The sequence below is a fragment of the Paenibacillus diazotrophicus genome, assembly GCF_042610465.1.
This window is the reverse complement of the sequence record NZ_JBGJZN010000005.1, coordinates 257,911-282,645: the sequence shown is the minus strand read 5'-3', so window position 1 is coordinate 282,645 and position 24,735 is coordinate 257,911. Positions and strand designations below refer to the sequence as shown.

The window sequence follows — 24,735 nt, the reverse complement described above, 5'->3', positions numbered from 1 at the left end:
GCTCCTTTGTGATGATAATGCTTATTTCGGCTCGACCTCATCCAGGGTAAGACGGTATTCGAGGCCTTTCATATAGGTGCCGTCTTCATTCAAGAAGGTCAGGCCGAAAGTCAGGTCTCCGCCCGTTCCGTGCACGATCGCAATCAGCCGGTTGAGACCGGTCTGCAGTGTAAGCTCCCGCTCCGGCTCTGTCACGAGAGCACCGTTCAGATAAATCTCATAAGGTACCGCTGTGCTGATGCGCAGGCGTCCCCGGTGAAGCTGCCCGGCAGCCCCCTCTTTATCCGGAGCCTGCACAAAGCAGCTCAGAAACCAGGGATTACATCCCGCATCGGCAATGCGCAATGTACCATCGCCGGAACGCCGCTCTTTCTTCTGCATCCACCCGTAAAGGCCTTCCCCCAGATTATTCAATGAAAATTCCGGATCAGTGTAATAAGCCTTCATCTCACCATAATCGACATGGGACGGACAAGGTAGCGCCATCATGGTTTCCACGGCCCACTCCCCGTCCCCCTTCACGCTGTCCAATAGACCGTCATCAAATGACGCACCCAGATTGGCCAGTAAACGGGTATACAGGCGAAGCGCCTTCTCACTCCCCGGTTCTGTTAACAGCTGGGAGCAGAACACAGAACCTGCACCGGTCTTAGCTTCGGCCAGGAAGATTCCAGATGGGCGGGCGTTTCTGCGGTTCAACTCCACCAGTGCCAGACGGCTGTATTCTGCCGTGTAGCCATGGACGAAATAGTCCTTCCAGGCCGTGCCTTCGATACTCGTACAGAGCACACCGGCGCCTTGAATCTCCAGACTGTCCGCTGCAAGCAAGCGGTTCTTGACCTCCCGCGGCGACAGAAACACCTTGTCGAACCCGAACAGGTCGACAGGACTGAATCCCTGCACGGCGGCGTGGGCGTAGTCCGCCGCCAAGTGATACGTCTCGTGCGGCACCACGCGCACGGGACGGTCCAGCAGGCGGGCAAGCGCCGCCTGCTGGCGTTCCTCCGCCGGCAGGAGCAGCACCTGCCCGCCGGCTTCGGCATGACGCCGGAGCGCTTCAGCTGCTCCCGGCGTCTCAAGCATGCAGACTTCGGCCACGATCAGGCCGAAGTCCTGCAGCCCGGCGCGCGCGGCAATGCCTGGCGCGCCAGTCCAATCCGGCGCTGCTGGATCCAGCGCCGTGTACCGTAGCCGCAGCTGCGCAAGGAAAGCTGCGGCCTGCCCGCCGCGGCGCACCAGCGCTGCCGCGGGCAGGGCCTTAGCCCCGGCGTGCTCCGCACCGCCGGCGTAGGCCAGCATGTTCCGCAGCAGCAGGCAGGCCTGCGGAACATGTTCCAGATTGGCCATCAGCTCCAGCTGATTGGCCAGGAACATGCCCTCTCTGCTGCGGTACTCCAGCAGCGGAGACCACAGATCGCCGCCGTCTCCAAAATCGCCGGAACTGCACTCCAGCAGCAGAGTGAAATCACCTGCCGCCGGCTTCTCGAAAGCTGCGTGGATGATCGGCTCCGGCCCCTCTTCATGCAGCTTCTCATGCCAGAACATCAGATCCCTGTCGCCAAGTCCCTCCAGTACCGGGTGCCGGTAGCTGCCGGCATGAGCACGGAGGAAGGGCCGCCGCGAGAGCGGCAGCTTGCCCAGCGACAGCTGGTTCTGCTCCAGCAGCAGCAGCCTACCGCCCCGAGAGGCAAATGCCTTCAGCAGCGCCTCCAGTGTGCCGTCACCATCCTCCGCCCGGCTGCCGACAATAAGCAGAACATCGGCTGCCAGCTCAGCCAGCCGGGAACGGTCTATCCTTTCACAGCCTGGAACAAGCCGGCTGATAGGTTTGAAATCGCGGTCCGTTCCCCAATAGGCCGACCGCCGCTGTACATTCACTGGCTGGTTCAGCAGACTTGCCGGTACCACCCTGTATTCCAAACGCAGCTCATGCACCTGCCGCCCGCTGTGGAACAGCAGCGCTGTCAGCACCGCCTGCCCGCCTTCAGCCGCAGAGGCCGGCATCCATTCCAGTTGAATAATCTGATGCTTGGCAGGAGGTTGAATGAATTCGAAGCTTTGCCTGTGCACGGTCTTACCGCCCTGCCGGATAACGAATTCCGCCCTGACTTGCTGCTCAGACAGTGTGTCATTGTACACGTCGAAGCTGCGGGCAACCGGCTTATCGTCATAAAAGCAGCTGTTGTATTCGGCAGCGATAATTGTTGCCGGCTTGAACGCCGCTGCCATGATGGCAAAGGCTGGATTAGGGGAGTACAGCGGATACTCCTCCGGCAACATTCCGTTGTTGATCGACAGGGAGTAAGCCGGAACTACCTTCGGCTTCACGCCGGCGGTATCCGTTTGCGAAGGCTGCAGCACGATGTCCCGCTCCGGCATCGCCTGCATGAAATAATGGGCGAAATTAAAGGTGGAAATGCCGGACACCCCCTCCCGCCTGGCGTACTCCACAAACAGCCGCTCCTTCAGCGCCAGGCCTGCTGTGCTTTCATCCGTACCGCGGTAAGCCTGCAGGCCGGTGTACATACTGCTGTTCTGCGGGCAAATATACCACCAGCCGCCGTGTTCCCCGAAAGTCAGCGGAACTGCCCGGTCCCACTGGCTGATCGTGCCGTCGATGTTATAATGGCGGCTTTCCACTTCGGTATGTTCTTTTGGCAGCAGACGGTTGTCCCCTTCGGCGATAATCGCGCGGGTAGGATCAAGCCCGCGGATCTCTGCCATCAGGCCAGGCATATGCCCTTTGAAGCCGTCCCGTCCGTCCACCCAGCGCATTTCGTTCTGCAAACTCCAGAGGATGACAGACGGATGGTTTTTGTCTCGCTGTACCAGCCGCCGCACATGCTGATGACAGTTCTCCACATAAGCGGGATGGTCGGCCAGCATCGATTTGCCGGAGCCGTAAATCGCCGTTTCATCGATTAGGAGCATTCCCTCTTCATCAGCGATGCGCAGATAATCGGCAGGATACGGCTCGGCATGCAGCCGGATACTGTTGATACCAACCGAGCGGCAGATGCGGTACCAGTTGCGGATGTAGGCCTCCGTCATCTGCAGTCCGCCCTGAAAATGCCAGGAGTCACCGCGCAGATTGACCGGTATGCCGTTCAATCTGAACTGCGGGCCCTCGCACCAGAATTCGCGGAAGCCGAAAACTACATCCCGCCGGTCGATAACCTTCCCGTCTTCCAGCAGCTCCAGTACCGCACTGTACAGAAACGGTTCATCCAGGCTCCACAGCCTGGCGCTGTTCCAGTCCAGATGGAATGAAGCACTGTATACTTCCCCGCTGCGTTCGTTCTCACACAGCCTAAGCTTCTCCGCTGCGTGGGCATCGACGTATTCTGCCGTGCACTCCGCAGACAGTACCGGACTGGATTCAGCTTCTAAACTGTAGCGATCCGCCCCTGGCCCGTCCGCAGACTGCTCTAGCACACCTTTTTCCCATATGCTCAGCTTTACCGTGAGCGGGCCGCGGACCGCTGCTGTGTCTGTCCCGGCAGCAACCGCTTGTACCTCGATACGCCCTTCCCTTACGGAAGTCCGAATCGTTACATCCTCCAGCGCCAGCAGGGGGTAGCCCTCCAGATACACGTCCTGCCAGATCCCCCGGCTGATTCTTCCATACCAGGAGCCCATCAGCCCGGTGATTTTGGACATACCGCCGGGAAGCGTCACGGTATCAAATCCGCTGCAAACCACATGCAGCTGATGCTCCTGCCCCTGCTTTACGATGGACGTAATGTCGAGTCTCAGTGGCAGATACCCGTCCTCCCAGATGCCAACCTCCTGCCGGTCCACATAAATGACGGCCTTCTGCATAATACCGTCCAGCCGCAGCACAATCCGCTGCCCGGCCATACTCTCCGGGACACGGAAGCTCCGGTGCAGAACACCCGCTTCAGCGGCATCCCACTCCTGCGGATAACCGTAAATGTCAAACGGAGCATATTCATACTCCGGGATTTTGCCGAAGCTTTTGCCATTCGGCAGCGGATAGGTTCTCCTCCAGCTGGAGGGGACCTGTACCTTGCGGGCTTCATATATTATTCTTTCGGGCAGCCTGTGGCACTCTGGCTGATCGTACAGGGGCATGAAATCCCATTCCCCGTTAAGACATAACAAATTACGCATCTCTTGTTCCCAGCTTTCCGGCAAAGGAGCGAACTTCAAGAATCAGCATAAGCGGTTGCCACAGCTCCTGGCCCGCAGGCGCTCCCTCCCATTTGATAAAATGCGGCTCCATCACTTCAGCCCAGTTGTCCGGACGAAGGGATGTCTTCAGTTTTCCTTCATAAGGGGCAGGCTCCCGGGTAGCCGGCTGCTCCGCATAAAAAAACAGCACATTCTCATGCAGACCGATGATGCCGTATTTATCACCGTCCCCGGGCCGTTCCTCCTGGTATTGATAGTGGTAGTAAACGTAGCTGGCAGCCGCTTCCGGCTTCAGGATCGCAAGCCGTCCGTAAGGTTTGCCTTCAGGACTGCGACGCTCCCAGTGCTGCGCAGAAACAGGATGCTGATAATGAAAAATATCCGTCAGCGGCACCCAGCGGCGCCCTTTAGCCCCTCCGGGCCAAACTGCAAGCTGCTCCGAGGCTCCCGGCAGTAAAGTTTCGGGCAGAACCGGTGATTCCGCACATTCATAATAAAGAAACAGCTGGCCGCTGCAGGCAAACAGGCTCAAGTGGTCTACATGCAGCCGCTCCATGGCTTCAGTGAGCGGAAGTGAGATCTCCCGGCTCCGGAAAAAAGCAGCCGCTTCCCGGCCTTCCGGCCACTCCGCCCTGTATAAACAGCGCTTCATGCCACACCTCCTTATCGTTTGATTCACTATCATGTTACCGCATACACTCTACCCCTGCCTTGACGATGGCGACCTTGTTTAGCATGATAACGACATGCGCTTATCACTCGTTTCCAGCCTATTTCTGCACTTCTTTCAGGGCGTTCCCCACCCGCCGGTAGGCGCAAAAGCGCCCTCCCCGCAGGAAGAGCGCTCACGAAGATTTAAGGCAGAATCGAGAAGGTGATGTCATCGAACAGCATGTAGGCGAAGCCGCTGGTGTAGAAGCCTACTTTGCCGGACGGCCGGTAGCCCGGATCGCTGCCGGACAGCCTTGGTGAACCGTCCACAAATACGGAGATATCGCCATTCTTGGCTGTTACCTTCACCGCATACTCCGTGTCCGGCTGCAGGTCATGTCCCGGGAGGACTGTCTCGGTAAGCTTCTGCCAGGCTGTGTTATACAAGATCCAGGCCGAAGTTCCGTCTGCCCGAGTGCGGTAACCGATCCGGGTGGAGCCGGTGCTGTCCTGACGGTCGAAGATGTACAGGATGCCATTATCAGGCATCACAGACGGTGTCTTTAGCACGAAATCCAGCTGATAAGACGTAAAGCTGCGGTCGAGTAAAGCAGTCGCCCCGTTCAGAAGCTTGTAGCGGCGGTTCCCGTCCGAATCAGCCGCGATGCTGCGGTTCGGGTCTACCGGCCAGCCGTTCCCCCCGTTCTCAAAATCCGTCTCATGCATGATATTGGAGACCGTTATTGCAATGTCAGCTTTAATTAACGGATTTACCGTTGACACCGCCGAAATGACGGTCTGCCCTTCGTATACGGCGTTAACTACTCCCGTACTGTCCACCGTGGCCACCGCCGGGTTGGCCGACTGCCAGGTAACACCCGTCTCCGGTGTATCCGACGGATCATAGGCCAGCTGCAATTGCCGCTGTTCTCCGGCGGCGAGACGCACGCTGCTTTCTGCCGGGATGATCCCGGAAAGCCCGGTAGTCAGTGCCTTGAACTGAATGTCATCGAACAGCATATGGCTGACATTGCTCACGTAGAAGCCAACTTTACCTTCCGCATTGTGTCCTGGATCATTGCCCTTCAGGCGAAAAGCTCCGTCCAGATAGACGCTGATATCCCCGCCCTTAACGAGCATTTTGACCGCATATTCCGTATTCGGCTGCAGGTCGTGTTCAGGGAGCTTCACTTCCTTCAGTACGGCCCACGCTGAATTGTAGAGCAGCCAGGCCGAGGTTCCGTCTGCCCGCGTCTTATAGCCAATCCGGCTGGAGCCGCTGCCGGCCTGGCGGTCAAAAATATACAGGGTCACATTGTCTCCCATCGTCTCAGGGGTCTTCAGCCGAAAGCTCAGCTCGTAATCAGAGAAGCTTTTAGGACTGAGCGCCGAGGCTCCATTCAGCACCTTGTACCAGCGGTTGCCGTCAAGCTTCACAATGCTGCGGTTCCCGTCCTGGACCCAGCCGTTTGCACCGGACTCGAAATCCGTGAAATCCATCACGCCGTCGCCTGCTTCTACCGTGACACTAACCGAAGCTGTCAGCAGCGGATTTTCCGTCGATGCCACGGTGATGACCGTGCTGCCGACCGCTTGGCCGGTGATTATACCTGCTCCATCCACAACCGCGATGGCGGGATCAGCTGACGTGAAGGTCAGGGCGGGATTATCTGCGTTCCACGGAAGCACTGCCGTCTGCAGCTTTACCGTTTTCCAGCGGTCCACCGTAATTTCACTGTCATAAGCAACCACCCCTTGAATAGGGTAGCTGGCTGGTCCTGCCGTCGTGCCTGCTTTACCGGTTAGGCCGATTTCTGCAAATGGAATGTCAGGGAACCCAGGTATGGCATCGAATACTTCCGCATCCGGCCGGAGCGACAGGTCGCCACCCGCCAGATTGGTGAAGCCGGGATCCTCCGTGGTCACCCAGTTATCTGCATACTGAACCAGCCCGAATTTGTCGTATGCCCCATATACATTGGTTGTTACGCTGCGCGGAAGCGACGGATTATAGACAACATTCCCCTGAAACGTATTGGTGTCGGGATAATAACGGTTCTCCGTGAAGAAATTCGCCAGCTCAGGGTATTTGGTCATATAAGGTGTTCCTGTGAAATTGTTGTTAGCCGCAAACAGCGCCTGCCACTTCGGCATGTAATTCAGCGGCACCTGATCATCCGGCTCGTCGCCGAGAAACATATCCGCATAGTCATAGGGAACCTTACTGTCGATAAAAATATTGTTGCGGGTCAGAATATGCGCGCCACCGTTGTTTTTAATGGCCGAATTGCCCATTTTGTAAAAGATATTTTCATCTATGGTAAGTCCCATTGTGAAATTGTCGGGATATACCCCTTCCACTCCGGCTTTGGTTTCGCCGATGTTGTGAAAGTAGTTACGCCTGATGACCGTTCCCCGCTCCTGAGGCTGCTCACCCGCATTCATGTAGATGGCACCAAGGTCGGAGAAGGTTGTACATACATCGTAGATTTCGTTATACTCCACGACATGGTCGTTGCCGAAGATCAGCACGCCGGGATGAGGCGCATCATGCAGCTCATTATGCGACATCCGGTTGCCGACACCTGACAGCAGAACCCCAGGGTTATAGGCTTTGTGATAGTAGGCAAAATCATGGATATGCGAATTTTCCACGGAATTATTCCCCGGCTGCAGCGTCGTTTTGTTGCCCCCCGCCAGCGTGACGGCAGTGCCGCCGATATGATGAATGTGGGTGCTGATAATGGCGTGGTCCGTACCCGGCGCTCCGTTGAAAATATTGTAGTAAAACCTGCTCTGCGTATTGACTAGCACACCGCTGTTGGTGAAGTTGCGGATTTCGCTGTTCAGAATCCGCATGTGACTTCCGCCCATGAACACGGCTGCCGAATCGCGGCCGTTCTCAAGCACCAGCTCAGAGAAATCGATGTATGATGCATCCAGCGCGTTGATCATCGGCGTCTTCAGCATCGTCACTTCAATATCCGGGTCCGCTGCGGCAAATTCGGCATTCGGCAGGAAATACAGCTTGCCGGCCTGGCGGTCAATGTAATATTCACCGGGCATATCAATTTCCTCGAGCAGATTTTGCGCAAAATGAAAATCCGGATACCAGTTTTTGAAGAGGCCGCTCATCTCCCCGTAACGGAGCGTGATGCTTTTGGCGGCTGTATCGATCGAGGCAATTTTGTTGTACGACCATTCCCAGCTGTAGCCAAAAATGCCGTCCAGCCAGATGTCATCCGCCTGTGTCCAGTACTGCGGCCGGTCATACGTATACGTGAAGGTGCCTCCGCGCGTATGCACTTCCCCGTTCGGATCTTTCCGAGTCGGCCCCGGATCTAGAATTTCATCCATTTGTACCGTGCTTTCGTTGGGCCAGCGTGCCAGTGTCATGCCCTGCCCGGCCACATACAATTCCATCGGCGGAACTTCGCTCAGGTCATTGGCCAGATAATATCCATGGCGGCTGAGCTGGCCGTAATCGGTGATCCCGAGTGCTGCCAGATCTGCCGCCAGTACCTTTGTTCTTGCCTCAGTACTGATGATACGGCTGAGCACAGCCGGGTCAGTAACCGGAACAAACGCAGACTTGGCAAGCTGCTCCGCACCTGACAACGTTACAGACTCACCCGGATAAGCGGTGTAAGTGATCAGCTTGCCCGCTTCCCCTGAATCCTGCTGCCGTAATTCGAAGCTGGCTGTCCGTTCATACCTTCCTTCGCGTAAATATACAGTGACACCGCCACTCGGCAACCCTTTCTTTGCTTTCAAAGAACGGATGGTATCACGTGCCTTCTCAAGTGTCAGAAACGGGGCACTCTTTGTCCCACTATTGGAATCGCTTCCATTTTTAGCTACGTAAAATGTTTTCCCAGTGGTCTTCTCCTCCGCAGATGCAGATGATACAGAAGATGTGAAGGGTGGACAGCGAGTCATCATGAACAGCAGACTGGCCATAAGCGCTGCAAGCAACCTTTTTTTCACCAAAGCTCCTCTTCCTTTCCATGTGGGAATGTTGACGGCTGCGCAGGTCGTAGGGCTTAGCGCAGCCGCCTTTGAGCAGCAGGTTCTTCCGAGTTCCTCCAGCGTTGCAGGTTTATCTCTATATAGTTTGAACTTGTGATTTTACTATTTTGGATTGGCCGTGACTCCAGAGAATATTTGGACTTCCGGCCGCTGTTGTCTGCAGATTTCTTGATTATATACCGCTGTTCGCGGTGGAAATCCGCAGACAAAGGCAGACGCTATCGCTCCTACAGTTCCAAAATTCCCCTCCGTCACTTTTTCCCAATTTGTTATTTCAAGTACAATCTATATAATCTCTTACTTCTTCAAGCCTTTATCCTTAAGGAATTGTTCGAATTGTTTGGTCACTTCCGCTACATATTTCTCTTCGCCCGCTTCCTTCAGCTTGCCGTACAGGACAGGCCAGGTTTCTTCAAAATCCAGTGTTCCGGTAACCAGTCCGCGCTTGTATTCCCCCCACACGGCATTCAGGTTAGCGATCTCCGTATTGACCGGCTCGGAATTGAACTTGAAGGCACCTACAGGATTGACTTCGGAATCGGAATTGATTTTTTTGGTTTCCTGCCAGACATTCTCCGGCTGGCCTTCCTTCAGATAAGAATTAAATACGCTGCCAAATACCCAGTCCATATTCGGCAGATACCGGGAATCCAGCAGCGCCTTGATGTAATCACCTGTCGTCTTCTCATAGTGAACACCGGCAATACCATTGCAGAGCAGATTGTACAGATCCTTGTCGGTATTCACCAGATTCAGCAGCATCATTGCCCGTTCCGGATTAGGGGCGGTACGGCTGATCGACTGGTTGGTCGTCGCCGAGTAGCCGTTCGAGAACCAGTCGCTGAGCGGAACCGTGATAACGTCATTTCCGCCGTTTTTCGCTTTAACTTCGGCTTCTACTCCTGGCTTCAGCGTAACGTTGAAATCTACGGCAATCTGGCCTTTCGCCAGATAATCGTTCATCTTTTCAGTAGCTGCGTCTTTGTAAATGTAGCCTTCTTTGTACCATTTGCTGGCCAGCCGGAAATTGTCCAGCTCTTCTTCCGGATAACGGTACAGCGTATAAGTCGGATCATCTGTTTTGATGTAGAAATGGTCATCCAGGCCCGGAACTACCCAGTACTTGTCGTCATGCGACTGAGGATTGATAAAAGAAGTGCCGAATACGCCAAATGGAATAATATCCGGCTCATTCTGCTTGATTTGGGCCAGGAAAGGTTCAATATCGGCAATCTTTTTGATGGAAGCGGTATCAAGATTGTACTTGTCGGCAAACCGCTTCTGGATGATAAATCCGTAACGGGAGCCGTTGATCTGCTGGTTCGGAATACCGTATATTTCACCGTCTACGGAAAGACCGTCCCACATCACCTGCGGCACATCCGCCTTCAGCTCCGGCGCGTATTCATCCAGGAGAGCATCCATCGGCTGAATGGCACCTTTGCGTACCAGTTCCTCCGGCTTCAGCATATAACCGGTCCAGAGAATGTCGAACTTCTCACCCGCAGCAAGCACGGTGTTCATCTTCTGCACATAGTCCCCGATCGCAACAGGCATCAGCTTGACTGTAGCGTTGATCTTTTCCTTCACAATCTTGTTAACTTCATCCTGGACCTTGGCCTGATCGGCCTGAAGCTGCGACAGCGGATAATACCAGGTCAGTTCAACCGGCTTCAGCTCCCCGGCATTTCCCGAATCCGGTGCTGCACTTTGCGCACCTGCTGTAGCGCTGCCTTCTGTGCCGCTTGCCCCGTTACTGTTACCGTTGCCGTTGTTGTTGCCGCCGCAGCCGGCCAGAACCGACGCCGCGAGCAATACAAACGCCAAAACCCCAAACTGTCTTTTTTTCATTTGAGTGACCTCCTGTACTTTGTACATGATTGTATGTTAACCCTTTAGGGAGCCAACCGTAAGCCCTTTGACAAAAAACCGTTGAAAGAACGGGAAGATAACCACCATCGGTCCGCCCGCCAGCACGGCAATCGCCATCCGCGCCGAACTGTTGGGGAAACTCGCCAGATCGATACCAAGCTGTCCTGTAAATTCCGAATTCGTGGTGAGAAATTCGATGCTGTTGAGCGTCCGCACCAGCAGCAGCTGCAGCGGCACTTTGCTCGGATCATCGATGTAGAGCATCGCGTTGAACCATTCATTCCAATACGTAAAGGATATCAGGAGACCCAGAGTAGCAAGCGCCGGTGTGGATAAGGGCAGGATAATCCGGAAGAAAATACGGAATTCCCGCGCCCCGTCGATTTTGGCGGATTCAATGATCTCATGCGGGATTTTGGACATGAACCCTTTCATGACCATGATGTTGAACGGTGACAGCAGGATGGGCAGAATAAGCGCCCACAGGCTGTCTTTCAGATGCAGGTATTGCGTAATAAGGATATAGGAGGGAACAAGCCCCCCGCTGAACAGCATCGTGAAAAATACATAAAATGTGGTTACCCGGTTGTACCTGTAATCCTGTCTCGAAATGACGTAGGCGGTCATCGCAGTCAGCAGCAGGCCGGCCAGCGATCCAACTATGGTCACCGTAAGGGTCACCCCGTAAGCCTGGAACAGAATGTCAGGAGCATCCAGCAGATAGCGGTAGGCATCCAGACTGAACGACTTGGGAATAAACTGATAGCCATTTTGGGTCAGCGCCTTTTCATCCGTCAGCGATACTGCTATGACAAGCAGAAACGGCAGGATGACTACAAGTGAGAGCACCGTAAACAGCAGGTTAATGAACAGCTTGGAAAATTCGAATTTTCGGGCCACTGCCATGGCACCTCCTTACCATAAAGAGTTATCGGGATTGATTTTGCGCACAATCGCGTTAGCCGACAGCACCAGCACCAGACCGACAACCGACTGGTAAAAGCCTGTGGCCGCTGACATGCTTACATTGCCGACTTCACGCAGCGCACGGTAGACATAGGTATCAATAATATCTGTTGAGCCGTAGAGAAAGCCTGAGTTGTTCGGTATAAAGTAATGCAGCCCGAAGTCGCCGCGGAACATGTTGCCGATGGACAGGATCAGCATAATAATGATGATTGGTGCCATCAGCGGAATCGTAATTTTGAACGCCATCTGCCGCTTAGTCGCACCGTCAATCCGTGCCGCCTCGTAATATTCGCTGTTGATGCCGATAATGCCGGCAAAATAAATCAGCGTGTTGAACCCGATCACTTTCCACAATTGAACCAGGATGAGGATCACCGGCCACGGTGCGGCATTCTGGTACCAGCTCACCGGCTCGAGACCGAAGGACTCCAGGGTGCGGTTGATAAAACCGTCGGAATGGTTCAAAAAGGCATACGCCACATAACCCACCAGCACCCACGATAAAAAATGGGGCAGGAACAAGGCCGTCTGGTAGAACTTGCTCCACTTGGCCTTGATTTCGTTCATCAGAATAGCCAGCAGCAGCGCTGCTGAGGTACCTATCAGAATGTAAGCGGTGTTATAAAGGACCGTATTGCGGGTAATTCTCCACGCCGTATCCGTGGTGAACAAATAACGGAAGTTATCAAGCCTTACCCACTTGCTGCCGAATATGCCCAGATCGTAGCGGTAATTTTTAAAGGCGATAATCAGGCCGATCATTGGAATATAGGCAAAAATTAATTTGTACAGTATTCCCGGCAGCGAGAGCAGGAACAGCTCCCGGTTGTTCTTGAAATGGTGAAGCTCTCTTCCGATCCACGTCTTCCTGCGTTTTCCCGGCGGCGCACCCGCATGTGCCCCTTGCTGAGTCAGTGAAACGTTCTTCAACATAGCCAAAGCCCCTTCCTTTCCTTCCTTAGCGACTGCCTGTGTTCCAGGCTTTGCACGACTAACCATAGCGTGGAATATGGCTTTGGCGGTACTGTACAATTGCAGGATTGCTGTACAGATGGGCTGTATTGTTCACGGATTCCTGTTCCGGCATGGCTGAACACTGCAGCAGAACAGCAAAAGGCCCGCACAATGAAAGCATTCATCTGCGGGCCCGGATTACGTATGAATTTGGATCTGTTTTATTTACTGCGGTCTATAGCTGATTTCAGGCGGTACTCCTTGGGCGTCGTCCCGTAACGGCGTTTGAACAGGCGGTAGAAATAGCTTTCATTGCCAAACCCGACCTTTTCCATTATCTCCGTCACGGTTAAGTCCTTCTGCTCCAGGTACTCTCTGGCATAAGCCAGGCGTGCTGCGTTGATCTGATCGACTACAGTCGTTCCTTCCTGCGTCTTGAACACCTGGCCCAAATAAACGGAGCTCATCTTCAGCATGTCGGCGATCCGCTGCACATTGAGGTCAGGATCAGCGTAATGCTTGTCGATAATCTCCTTCACCGTTTCAGCCAGCAGCCGGTTCTTATCCTCGCGCCCGCTCCGCCGCTGCTCCGCAACCTCGTGCACAACCTCCAGCAGTACAGCCTCAATCTCATCCAGTGTCTCTTTTTCAAGAATACGCCGGTTAATAGCCTGCAGGTTGACCGACACCGGATTGACGTTGTGATTGTTCATTTCACCAAGCGTATTGCTTAGTGTAACCGCCAGATGAAGCACCGCAGAGTACATATTTTCGAAGCTGAACCCTCCGATCAGTTCTCTCCAGCTGCGGATCGCCTGCTCTGTCTCCGCCAGATCCCCGCCTTTGAGTCCTTCTGTCAGCTGGCGTTCCAGCTCCTGCGGGATGCGCAGCGATTCATTCCGCTCATTCTCCCTTAGAAGATCAGGTTCAAGTATGGCTCCCTTGCCGAAAATAATCCGGTAGCCCAAATGGCGCACCGCCAGATTATAATGCTGTGAAATGCAGCGGTAGTCCGTGAATATGTCGCTCAGCGTAACCGTAAAGGTAATTCGGTAATAGCCAAGAATGGTTTGTTGAAGCTCCCTGAAGCGCTCTCCCAGCTTTTCCAGTGCCCCCGTTTCACTGCCGGCGATAAAGACAAGATGCCCGCTTTTCATATCCGCCGCTTCACAGGAACCGTCAAGGCGCAGCAACTCCTGACCGATATTGCCAATGGCAAAGTATAGCAGTGATTCCATCTGTAGCCCCGGTCCGGCGGCAAGTCCCTGCAGATCATCGATCTGCACCAGCGCGAGGCGGAGTGGCGACGGATAAGCGATATCAATCCCGTACTGCTCCCTGATCTGCAGAAATGCCCGCTCGTCTACGCTGCCGCTGAGCCCGATCAGGCTCCGCAGCTGATAGACCTTAGCAATATTGGACTGCGATGCCCGCTCCTGTTCCAGCCCCTTTAGCTTGCCGAGCATCTCGGTCACGTTGGCTGTAATCAGCGACAGCTCATCCTTCACCTGCGGAGCGCCGCGCTCATCCTGCGGCACCAGCGTCAGCAGCTGGCCCACGGGCTTATAGAGCCGCAGCGAAAAGAACACGGACATCATTACAGCGAGCAGAACTACAGACAGCGTTACTGCCAGTTCCGTCCACTTCATCTGCCGGACGCTGCCCAGCACGATATCATAATCTTGCATACTGACAATCTGCCAGTTATTCAGGGCTTTACTCAGATAAGTGACCTTATACTTCCTATCTCCGTACGTGTAGTTAAAAGAATTCAGCGGCGTGTCCGAGGAGGAGATCCGCGGCAGCAAATCCTGCTTAATATTAAGTCCGGCCGGAAGCTGCCCGTCAGTCGAAATAAGCACTTCACCCTCGCTGTCGGTGACGAAAAGGACATCCTTTTCCCGCTCAGCCGCGTGATTAAGCGCTTTCATATTATCCAGCATCCATCCCGGCTTCACCGTTAAAATCAGCACATTGTCATTGATTGAACCCAGCGAATCTCCGTCATACATGAAAAAGGCAAATACATCGATCCCTTCGTCCTTGCCGTCAAGATCCAGGGGAATCAGCTGCAGCTTCGGCAAATCGGCCCGGGAGGCCATGTAATCCTCTAAGGCTTTGTAGAAGAGGCTGTTATCAATGTCATGGTTCAGCGATGAGAAGAACCGGTGCTGCGCACCGTTATAAAAGACTGCAGCGTGCAGATACGGGGAAGATGCCACCGTATGATTGAGGCGTTCGATCTTCAGAATGCTATCCCTGTAATCCGCACCGGACTTCAGCGCAATCAGTTCTTCGTCATTGTACAGGGAAACTGCCAGATCCTTCACAATGCCATTCATGTTCTCAATGTTGTAATTCATTTGGGTCAGCAGCTTGCGGTCAGCTTCATTTTGCAGGCTAAGTACCTTGCCGCGGGCACTGGTGTTCAATACAAACGAAGTAATGGCCAGTATGGCGACAACAAGCATAAAGCTGAGCAAAATCCGCTGTAAATATTTGCGCGAGCGGATCGTCTGCAATACATTCATGGGTCTTCTCTCCCTGCTCTTAGGGTGACCTTAATATAATCCTGCGCGATTTTGCTTGTCAATCCTCGTTATCCTGAAACGTCCTCCGGGAGTCTTCCTCATCTGGCCATGTACCCGGCTCTGCGTGGAACAGCTCCCGCAGCAGTGTCCGCGCCATCACCCCGTGACCTGATGCATCCGGATGGATACCGTCACCGTAGGTATACGAGGCGTTAAGCGAGCGTTCCTGCCGGATATGCTCCAGCAGCGGTGTGCGCAGATCGATGATGCCGTCGGCGGGGCAGCTCCCCGATAACAGCCAGTCCGCATAACGCTCAAGTATACGGTCATAATCCCTGTAGGGCGCCAGATAGCTGAAACCGGACGCCTCCGCAGGCAGAAGCTGGCCGTTCATTGATGCGGCGTCGAACGGCGGCGGGGTCATCAGTACGACCTTGGCCCCGGCTTCGCGGATCTGCGCACTCAGCCGCAGCATTCCTGTCCTATAGGCGGCGAACCGTTCGCCCGAGAAGGGATGGTAGATCCCGTCATTCATACCGTAGCATGCTACGACCACACCGGGAGCTGCTTCCGCGAGTTCTTTTGCCAGGCGTTCATGCACACAGGGCCGCGGGAACGGATGGGCCGCTTCGCTGAGACCCGAGGACGTCTCGCTGGGAACACCGCGTGCAGCCAGTTCCACTCCCAGATCCGGACGGTGCTTCTGCAGCCATTCCCCAGCCAAACGGATATATAGACCGTCAGCTGTAATGCTGTCCCCGAGAAACAGAATGAGCGGCCTGATGGAATTTTTTGTTATGTTATCAGTAAATAAATGCAGCATACTTCCCCCTCCTGTCGATCGCGCTGGTCCCTTGCCCGGCTGAAATCGGGCGGTGCACCTGCAACCTAATGGTAGCCCCGCCTGCCTTTTTTCGCCTTGACGATATCGACCATCTTTAGCATAATATGGCCATGACAACCAAACTGTTTGCGCGGGACATCGGACTTGAACCCGGCTTCACCTTCAGAATCCAGAAGTGTCCGCTGACCCATGACTACTACGTCCATAGCCATGACTTCTCGGAGCTCGTCGTCATTTTGTCAGGAAATGCGGTACATATTATCGAGGGGAGGGAGTATCCGGTTAGCGCCGGCCAGGTTTTTTTAATCCACAGCAATGTTTCCCACGGTTACAAGAATGTCGACGGCATCGAGTATGTTAACGTGATGTTCCAGCCCGAGCAGCTGCTGCAGCAGTCCGAGCTCAGGCTGATGCCGGGCTTTCAGGCGCTGTTCTATATCGAGCCTTTCTACCGGAAGGAGATGCACTTCAAAGGCATGCTCACCCTTGATGCCGGGCAGCTCCGGGAGGCTACCCGTCTGCTGGACTGTATTCTGGGAGAGCATGAACAACAGCAGGAAGGGTACAGGCTAATGATCCGCACCTATTTCACCGCACTCGTTGGCATGCTGTCACGGTATTATCAGAACAGCAGCGGACGGGAGGATAACAAAGCGCTGCGGATCGGTGAGACGGTTACCTATATCGAAGAGCATTTTCTGCAGCCGATCACCCTACAATCCATGGCAGATATGGCCTACATGTCAACACGCCAGTTTCTGAGGGTCTTCACCCGCAACTATCAGACCACCCCGATGGATTATATCATCCGCAAGCGCCTGGATTATTCCTGCACACTGCTGCGGAGCCTGGACCTCACCATATTCCAGGTCGCCATGGACAGCGGCTTCCACGACCAGAGCTATTACTCCCGCCAGTTCCGCAAAGTATTTAACTGCACGCCAAGCGAATACCGCGAGAAAATACGGGATTCCGGACAAGCATCCCCGTTCAATCCCTGAACCTCTCCGTACCGGCGGCAGCTGCCTCATCCTTCTGACGCAGCCGCCGCCGGTACGCTCCGGGGGTTACGCCAAACCTCGCACGGAACAGACGCGTCAGGTAGTTGGGATCTTGAATGCCTACCCGTTCGGCAATTTCGGAAATGCCCAGCACCGTACCGCTGAGCAGTTTTTTGGCTTCCTCCAGGCGCAGGTGCAGCACGTACTGCAGCGGTGTTGTGCCGATATGCTGTTTCATGCACCTCGTAATATAATCTGCCTGAAAATGCAGCTCCTCCTCGAGTCCTGCAAGATTAAACGGCTGCCTCCAGTGAACGTCCAGATAGCTTGCTGCTGCCCGGGCCAGCCGTTCCGTAGGCTCCGGCAGAGCAGTCCGCACGCATTCCGCCTGAAGTAGAGCCATCAGCCCGGCGAGCAGCAAGTGAAGCCGGAGTGCATTTTCTGCGTTCAGCCGGCTGTGAATCTCGTTCATCTCATGCAAAATCGGTTCCAGTACCTCTACATCGACTGCAGCGAATTTCGGCATGTATAAACGCTGCTGTGCAGAAGGCTCCTCATCCTCTACCGTTCCTTTAGCCAGCAGCGACGGCCAGGGAATATCCCCCTGGCGGATATAAGCCGGCTTACACGCATGGATAAAGTGCACCCAGTAAATCTCCGTATCCTCTGCACAGGCCCTATGCCCGGCATGCGGCAGCCCCGCCTCCAGCACCAACAGCTTGCCCGGGCCAACCTCGTATTCCTTATCCTGTTCTGTCATATAGAGCGTTCCCCGCTTCACCAGCAGCAGATCGTACACTGCGAAGGTGCGGGCGAAATGCCGGTCTCCCGGCGACCATACGGCACGTCCTACCGTGACGAACTGCGGCAGCGGCGGGATGGAGAATTCAAGGCACAGCACCGTATATCTCTCCTGTCAAAGTCGATTTTGTGCTATTCAAAGTCTATATTATCACTGGCTGCTTCGGTGGAAAAGAGTTACATTGACTGGGAATCCGCTTTACATCCAACCATATAAGGGGCTGTTTATCGATGCGTTTTCGTCAGGTTCACCTCGACTTCCATACTTCCGAAGCCATTCCCGGCATAGGACAGGAATTTTCCAAAGCCCAGTTTCAAGCCATGCTGCGTACCGGGCATGTAGATTCAATCACTGTGTTCTCCAAATGCCATCACGGCTGGGCCTACCATCCCAGTGAAGCCAATGAAATGCATCCGCATCTCTCCTTTGACCTGCTGGGGGAAATGATCACGGCGGCTCATGAGATCGGGGTCCGGACACCGGTATATTTATCAGCTGGTCTTGATGAGAAGCTGGCGCGCCGCCATCCCGAGTGGCTGATCCGTGATGCAGAGGACCGGACACGCTGGGTAAAGGACTTTATGACTCCGGGTTACCACGAGTTTTGCCTTAATACGCCTTACCTGGACATTTTACTGGCGCAAATCCATGAAGTCGTCTCCCGGTATGATGCAGACGGGATCTTTCTCGATATCGTCGGCGCCCGCAAATGCCGCTGCCAGTATTGTGTGGCCGCGCTGCGGGCAGCCGGCCAAGACCCTCGCGACGAAACATCTATAATTGCCTTGGGCGAAGCGACTTATCTGAACTATGCGCGCCGCGTACGGGAGACTATCGACGATGTGAAGCCTGGTCTTCCGGTCTATCACAACAACGGTCATCAGCAGCGGGGCCGCCGTGATCTCGTCCATGTCAACAGCCATCTCGAACTGGAATCGCTCCCGACCGGAGGCTGGGGCTACGATCACTTCCCGCTGTCGGCACGGTACGCCCAGCCACTGGGCATGGAATTTCTCGGCATGACCGGCAAATTCCATACCTCGTGGGGCGAATTCGGCGGCTACAAGCATCCGAACGCACTGCGGTTTGAAGCCGCACTCAGTCTCGCTCACGGCGCCAAATGCTCCATCGGCGACCAGCTTCACCCCTCAGGCCTGATGGACGAAGCAACCTATGCCCTGATTGGCGCTGCCTACGCAGAGGTAGAGGCGAAGGAACCGTGGTGCAGCGGGGTAGAATCGGTTGCCGACATCGCGGTCCTGTCCCTGGAAGCGGTGCGTGAAGCCTGTCCCGGCGGTCACGAACTCATGGGGCAGCGCAATCTGGCCGATGCCGGTGTCGTGCGCATGCTGACTGAAGGCCACTACCTGTTCGACATCGTGGATATGTCCAGCGATTTCACCGCCTACAAGGTGCTGATTCTGCCGGACGAGGTGCCGGTATGGCCGGAATTGGCCGGCGCTATAGATACCTTTACGGCAGGTGGCGGCAAGGTGCTCGCCACCGGGCGTTCGGGTCTGAACACGGCCGGGGATGCTTTTGAGCTGAACCTCGGAGTCAACTGGCTGGGAGTTAATCCGTACCGTCCATCTTATTTCAGTCCGAATTTCACTCCCGGTGCCCTGCTGCCTGCCTCCTATGTGATGTATGGCGAGGGCCAGCTAGTGGAGCTAAACGGCGGTCATTCGCTGGGCCACTTAGAGAATCCCTATTTCAACCGTGATGTCTTCAGCTTTTGTTCGCATCAGCACACACCTGGTGCCAGAGAAGACAATGGTCCAGGCATGGTCGAGAGCGAAGACGGAATCTATATCGCCTGGGAGGTGTTCAGTGATTATGCGGATGGCGGACATCTCATCCTGAAGGAGATGGTGCTCCTTTCCCTATCCCGCCTCCTTCCTCAGCCAGCCCTGACTACCAGTCTGCCGGCCCGGGGAATAACGACCCTGCAGTACCAGCAGGCAGAGCGGCGATATGTGAACCATCTGCTCTATGCCGCCCCCGTACTCAAGGGCCGCATTGAGGTCATCGAGGACATTGTGCCGCTGCGGGACATTTCCGTCAGCCTGCGTCTCCCGTCAACCGCCCCCGTCCACCGTGTCTATCTTGCCCCCTCGATGACTGAGCTGCCGTTTACGGCAGGCCAAGAGGGTGAACTCTCTTATACAGTTCCTTACCTGGAGAATCACCAGATGGCAGTGATAGAGCTGGCGTAGCAAAAATACTGGCGGTTAACCCGTACATTTATAAAAACAAGGGATGTCGCAGCAGCCTCCGGCTTCTGTAACCTCCCTTTTTTAATCCGCTATCCGCGCGTTAATCCCTTCTACCTGGGCATCAATATCGTTCTCTCCGTATTGAATCTCAGTTGTTGTCCTCCGGTTTGATAACACCTTTTTTGATGATTATATTTCCATATAAAGCCTCTTCACCCGTAATTACAATGGCATAGCTCTGTTTGGAGCGGTTATAAAAGGCAAAACGTTCCTCGTATTCGATGGTTGCCGCCTCATCATGCCTGGAGATAATGGCTTCATAGGTAGACCAGATCACCGGTACTGTCTTGTCTCCTTCAACCACTTCCATGAACGCCGCCTGATGCGCCGCATAATGATCCAGGGGAAGCAGTTCAAGGATAGCATCAAGCAGCCGCGGAATCCCGATTCCATCGTATCTTAACACTCTTGAATGCAGTGCATGCCCCGGATAATTGGCATCCGCCAGCACAAGCTCATCTCCATGGCCCATCTCCATCAGTACACGAACCAGTTCGGGAGACAGGAGCTTCGGTATTTTCTTCAGCATGTTGTTCCTCCATATAAATTGAACTAGTGATTCTATACCGCTGTTCACGGTGGAAATCCACAGACAAAGACGGACGCTTCCGCTCCTACAGTTCCAAAATTCCCCTCCATCACTTTTTCCTTAATGTTTATTTTCATGTTCAATCCATATTAAATAAAGCTACATTCCGTAGAATGATCTTAAAGCAACAAGCTCATCAATACGGTTCTGGGGCAATTCACGTTCACCGTTGATCATTCGTGTAATAAATGTCAGCTTAGCAGTATATTCGAGCCTTTCCATGTTCAGGTAGGCGCTCATCACATCCTTGCCCCAGGTCAGTGCACCGTGGCTCTCCAGAAGGACCGCTGTTTTCTTGCCCAGAAAAGGAATTAGCGAATCCGGGATCTCTTCCGTTGAAGGTGTCCCGTACTTTGCCAGTGGAATATCCCCCATAGCAATTACAGACTCAGGCATCATCATCTTGTCCAGGCTTTCTCCTTTGATGGCAAATGCAGTTGCATATGGAGGATGCGCATGAACTACACCTTTCATCTCAGGCAGCTCATTATAAATCTTAAGGTGCATTTTCACTTCGGTAGACGGACGATAGCCTTCCCCTGCTTCAAGAATCTCTCCCTGCAGATTGACCTTTACGAGCATGTGCGGCTTCAAATACCCTTTGCTGACTCCGGTCGGTGAAGTAAGAATCTCTGTTTCCGATAGGCGCGCAGAGATGTTGCCGTCGTTAGCGGCTATAAAATCCTTATTAAACAGATTTCTGCCTATATCACAAATTAGCAGCCGCAATTCCTCTTCAGAATGATTCATGATTACTCTCCTTTTACTAATCGATGATTTATAAAGCCGGATAATAGCTGGAAAGTGTACAGGAACGTGCCACAAGTTCTCTTACCTCAGAAGGATGAACTGCTCCCAAGGCCGTTAATTGAACAGCGATATTCCCGATCGCACTCGCTTCTACAGGTCCGGCGACAATTTCCTTGCCGGTGGCGTCTGTCGTAAGCTGGCATAGAAGAACATTCTGGATCCCTCCGCCGACCATATGAATTCTGCGGATGGTCTGCCCGTTTAATGCTTCCAGCTCTTTAATCGTCGCTGCGTATGAGTAGGCCAGACTGTTCAGAATAGTTAGAATGAACTCTGCTTTTGTCCGCGGCGGTGTCTGTCCGGTCCGGGTACAATACGCCTCTATCCGTTTCGGCATATCTCCAGGTGTACTGAAGAGCGCATCATTAGGATCGATAACTGCCGCAGTATACGCTGTCCTATGAACACTCTGGGCAAGCAAGGCTGCCTCATGATGAGACACCGGTTCCCCCGCTTCAGCCCAGCCCCGCTGCGTTTCCTGCAAAATCCATAGCCCTGTGATATTCTTTAGCAGACGATTGCTGCTTCCATAGCAGCTTTCATTAGTAAACCCGCATTCACGGGCCAGATCCGTTATTATCGGCCGATCCGTCTCCATTCCCACCAGGGACCATGTTCCACAGCTGATAAACGCGGCATCTGGTTTGGATATATAGGGGATCGAGGCCACAGCAGAAGCCGTATCATGTGAAGCTCCGGCTATCACCTTGAGCGGACCGATGCCAAGCTCTTCCTGCAGGGCAGGAATTACAGAGCCGATGACCGTACCAGCCGGAACGAGAGTAGGAATCAGTTCAACCGGGAGACCCAGCCTATTCGATACCTCCAGAGAAGGATTGGCAACGCCTGCAGCCAGCAGACCGCTTGTACTCCAAATCGTCTGCTCCGCCACAGCAACACCGGAGAACAGGTAATGGAACAAGTCAGGCATCATCAGCATTTTGTCCGCAGTCTCTCTCAGCCAAGGGCTGATTCGAAGATCGGCAAACAGCTGATATACTGTATTGATCCTGGCTGATTGGTTGCCTGTTAGCCGAAACTGCTCTTCTGGCGGTAATAAGGACTCAAGGGTGCCGGCACTGGCTGCTGTTCTCTGGTCCCTGTAATGGTGCGGAGAATACAGCAGCTGTCCTTGACTGTCAATGAAGCCGTAATCGACACCCCATGTATCTACGCTTAAAGCCGTCAATGGACCCTGTGCCTTAGCAGCCTTACGTATGCCCTGCTTCATTTCGTGAAAAAGCCTCAGAACATCCCAGTATAAATGTCCGCCCGTTTGTACCGGCTGATTAGCAAAACGGTGAATTTCTTCCACGCGGATGCTCTCACCGTCATAGATGCCCAGCATCACCCTGCCGGAGCTTGCCCCCAGATCCATCGCCAGCAAATTTATAGCATCGCTCATACTATCTGCACCTGCTCCATTTGAGGATTTAATACAGCGGCCCGAAGTTCCGGCAGGCTCTGTAATCCGCACTCTCCAGATCCTCTGTACCGAATAATGACCATACCCGTGGTCTGAAAATACGTGACTCTTCTACATTGTGCATACTGACCGGAATCCGCAGGATAGATGCAAGCGTTATCAGATCTGCACCGATATGCCCGTAGCTTATCGCCCCATGGTTGGCTCCCCAATTGTTCATGACATCGTAAACCGATTTAAATGAGCCCTGATTCGTCAGCTTCGGAGCAAACCAGGTTGTTGGCCACGTAGGATCTGTCCGTTCATCCAGCGTCTGGTGAACAGCTTCGGGCAAATCCACAGTGAAACCCTCTACAAGCTGAAGTACAGGACCGAGTCCCTTAACCAGGTTGAGACGGGCCATAGTAACAGGCATTCCGCCTTTTGTTAAATAATCCGTTGAGAAGCCTCCTCCCCGGAAGTATTCCTGCGATGCAGCGCGGAACCGGGTCTGTGCAATACAGCTATCCGCTTCTTCATCTGTAATCTCCCAAAAGGGCTTGATCGCCGGCTTTCCGTCAATACTCTGCTCCCCTGTTCCATCCAGCGCTGCAGAGCCAGAATTAATTAGATGCAATAGTCCGTTTGCCGCGTCTCCCTCCAGTGTATATCCGGTTACACTCTTAACGGCGGCAGGACTCCAGTAGGTGCGGACATCGGCGAATATTTGCGCGGTGTTCGTAAGCAGATAATTGAACAGCATGGTTACGCCGTTCAAGCTGTCATTTTCAGTTGCAACAATGTACGGTGCGCGTCTGCCATTCCAGTCAAAGGAGGAGTTCAGCAATGTCTCCATGAAATCTCCGTTCGGAAAATGATCCGTCCAATGCCGTTGGCCCTGGAAACCCCCAACAAGCGCATTATGCCCGTTCGCCTCTTCCTCGAAGCCAATCTCGGCGAGCTTAGGATTACCAACCATGAGATCACGCGCAATGAGGGTCATTTTCACACATGTCTCCCATTGCTTTTCCTTTTCCTCATCACTGATTTGCAGTTCAGGCGGGTTATTATCTGCTCCGATCCGGCAATTCTCCTTGACCCAGGCCAGTGCGTGCTCAAATTCTGCTTGATCATAGATTTCCTCTTCAAACCGGCGGACAAATTCAGACATATCCACATACTCATTACGCATGCCCAGGTATTCCTGGAAAAACTGCTCGTTAACAATCGAACCCGCGATCCCCATGGAGACGGAGCCCATCGACAAATAGGATTTGCCCTTCATCAAGGCCACCGCCAAAGCGGATTTGGCAAACTGCAGCAGCTTAGACTGCACATCGGCCGGAATCTCTTCGCTGCCGGAATCCTGAACATCCTCACCGTAAATCCCGAAAGCCGGAATTCCTTTTTGCGCATAGGCAGACAATACCGCAGCCAGATATACCGCACCTGGACGCTCGGTTCCATTAAAACCCCATACTGCATGTGGAATAGTGGCATCCATATCCATGGTTTCTGAACCATAACACCAGCAAGGGGTTACAGTAATAGACACTCCAACATTTTCACTTGCAAACTTCCGTGCGGCAACCGCGGCTTCCTTAACACCGCCAATTGTAGAATCAGCGATAACACACTCTACCTTGGAACCATCCGGATAAAAAAGCTTTTCTTCTAGAAATTTGGCTACACGCTGTGCCATGCCCATGGTTTGGACCTCCAGCGATTCGCGGACACCGCGTCTTCTGCCATCGATGGTGGGCCGGATACCAATCTTCGGATAATTTGTTGCCACTGCTGTTCCTCCTCAAATTAAGTGGTTGAAGATTAAATGAAGTTCATGTTAA

16 protein-coding genes are annotated in these 24,735 nt (G+C 53.8%); 2 read left to right on the top strand and 14 right to left on the bottom strand.

Going from position 1 to position 24,735, the window contains the following annotated elements; translation table 11 throughout:
- Positions 1-21 precede the first annotated feature (21 nt).
- The 9 genes from ACAN54_RS20270 to ACAN54_RS20230 all read right to left on the bottom strand — a co-directional run bounded on the left by ACAN54_RS20270 (position 22) and on the right by ACAN54_RS20230 (position 15,984).
- Positions 22-4,134 carry a glycoside hydrolase family 2 protein gene (locus ACAN54_RS20270; RefSeq protein ID WP_379159473.1) on the bottom strand — a complete coding sequence of 1,371 codons (4,113 nt, stop codon included), beginning with the start codon at positions 4,132-4,134 and terminating at the stop codon, positions 22-24.
- Positions 4,127-4,807, bottom strand: coding sequence for a hypothetical protein (locus ACAN54_RS20265; protein ID WP_379159470.1), 681 nt, complete (start codon positions 4,805-4,807; stop codon positions 4,127-4,129). Before ACAN54_RS20265 ends, ACAN54_RS20270 begins: the two co-directional genes overlap by 8 nt.
- Before the next feature lie 203 nt (positions 4,808-5,010).
- Complete coding sequence (locus tag ACAN54_RS20260) at positions 5,011-8,793, bottom strand: Ig-like domain-containing protein (protein WP_379159467.1); 3,783 nt, start codon at positions 8,791-8,793, stop codon at positions 5,011-5,013.
- Positions 8,794-9,132: 339 nt separating this feature from the next.
- Positions 9,133-10,686, bottom strand: a complete 1,554-nt coding sequence (locus ACAN54_RS20255) for an ABC transporter substrate-binding protein (protein WP_379159465.1) — start codon at positions 10,684-10,686, stop codon at positions 9,133-9,135.
- A 36-nt stretch (positions 10,687-10,722) separates the two neighbouring features.
- Entirely contained in the window at positions 10,723-11,607 is an 885-nt protein-coding gene (locus ACAN54_RS20250) for a carbohydrate ABC transporter permease (RefSeq protein WP_379159462.1), read from the bottom strand.
- Positions 11,608-11,622: 15 nt separating this feature from the next.
- Complete coding sequence (locus ACAN54_RS20245) at positions 11,623-12,609, bottom strand: ABC transporter permease (protein ID WP_379159459.1); 987 nt, start codon at positions 12,607-12,609, stop codon at positions 11,623-11,625.
- 58 nt (positions 12,610-12,667) lie between these two features.
- Positions 12,668-12,811, bottom strand: coding sequence for a hypothetical protein (locus ACAN54_RS20240; protein ID WP_379159456.1), 144 nt, complete (start codon positions 12,809-12,811; stop codon positions 12,668-12,670).
- A gap of 40 nt (positions 12,812-12,851) precedes the next feature.
- Complete coding sequence (locus tag ACAN54_RS20235) at positions 12,852-15,161, bottom strand: helix-turn-helix domain-containing protein (protein ID WP_379159453.1); 2,310 nt, start codon at positions 15,159-15,161, stop codon at positions 12,852-12,854.
- Between the two features lie 58 nt (positions 15,162-15,219).
- Positions 15,220-15,984: a GDSL-type esterase/lipase family protein gene (locus ACAN54_RS20230; protein WP_379159450.1), complete on the bottom strand. Its 765-nt coding sequence runs from the start codon at positions 15,982-15,984 to the stop codon at positions 15,220-15,222.
- A gap of 131 nt (positions 15,985-16,115) precedes the next feature.
- Here ACAN54_RS20230 and ACAN54_RS20225 point away from each other — a divergent pair, with 131 nt between their 5' ends.
- On the top strand, positions 16,116-17,006 hold the full coding sequence (locus ACAN54_RS20225; RefSeq protein ID WP_379159447.1) for a helix-turn-helix domain-containing protein: 891 nt from the start codon (positions 16,116-16,118) through the stop codon (positions 17,004-17,006).
- Here ACAN54_RS20225 and ACAN54_RS20220 read toward each other — a convergent pair.
- The gene (locus tag ACAN54_RS20220; RefSeq protein WP_379159444.1) at positions 16,996-17,907 is read right to left on the bottom strand and encodes an AraC family transcriptional regulator; all 912 of its coding nucleotides are present in this window, start codon (positions 17,905-17,907) and stop codon (positions 16,996-16,998) included. The two genes, ACAN54_RS20225 and ACAN54_RS20220, sit on opposite strands and share 11 nt — an antisense overlap.
- A gap of 131 nt (positions 17,908-18,038) precedes the next feature.
- Here ACAN54_RS20220 and ACAN54_RS20215 point away from each other — a divergent pair, with 131 nt between their 5' ends.
- Positions 18,039-20,024: a beta-galactosidase trimerization domain-containing protein gene (locus ACAN54_RS20215; RefSeq protein ID WP_379159441.1), complete on the top strand. Its 1,986-nt coding sequence runs from the start codon at positions 18,039-18,041 to the stop codon at positions 20,022-20,024.
- Between the two features lie 148 nt (positions 20,025-20,172).
- Here the strand turns inward: ACAN54_RS20215 and fucU are convergent, their stop codons facing one another.
- The 4 genes from fucU to ACAN54_RS20195 all read right to left on the bottom strand — a co-directional run bounded on the left by fucU (position 20,173) and on the right by ACAN54_RS20195 (position 24,683).
- Positions 20,173-20,613, bottom strand: a complete 441-nt coding sequence (gene fucU, locus ACAN54_RS20210) for an L-fucose mutarotase (RefSeq protein ID WP_379159438.1) — start codon at positions 20,611-20,613, stop codon at positions 20,173-20,175.
- Positions 20,614-20,772: 159 nt separating this feature from the next.
- Entirely contained in the window at positions 20,773-21,423 is a 651-nt protein-coding gene (locus ACAN54_RS20205) for a class II aldolase/adducin family protein (RefSeq protein WP_379159435.1), read from the bottom strand.
- Between the two features lie 28 nt (positions 21,424-21,451).
- A complete protein-coding gene (locus ACAN54_RS20200; RefSeq protein ID WP_379159431.1) occupies positions 21,452-22,888 on the bottom strand; it encodes a rhamnulokinase in 1,437 nt (478 codons plus the stop codon).
- A gap of 28 nt (positions 22,889-22,916) precedes the next feature.
- A complete protein-coding gene (locus ACAN54_RS20195; protein ID WP_379159428.1) occupies positions 22,917-24,683 on the bottom strand; it encodes an L-fucose isomerase in 1,767 nt (588 codons plus the stop codon).
- Positions 24,684-24,735: the final 52 nt, after the last annotated feature.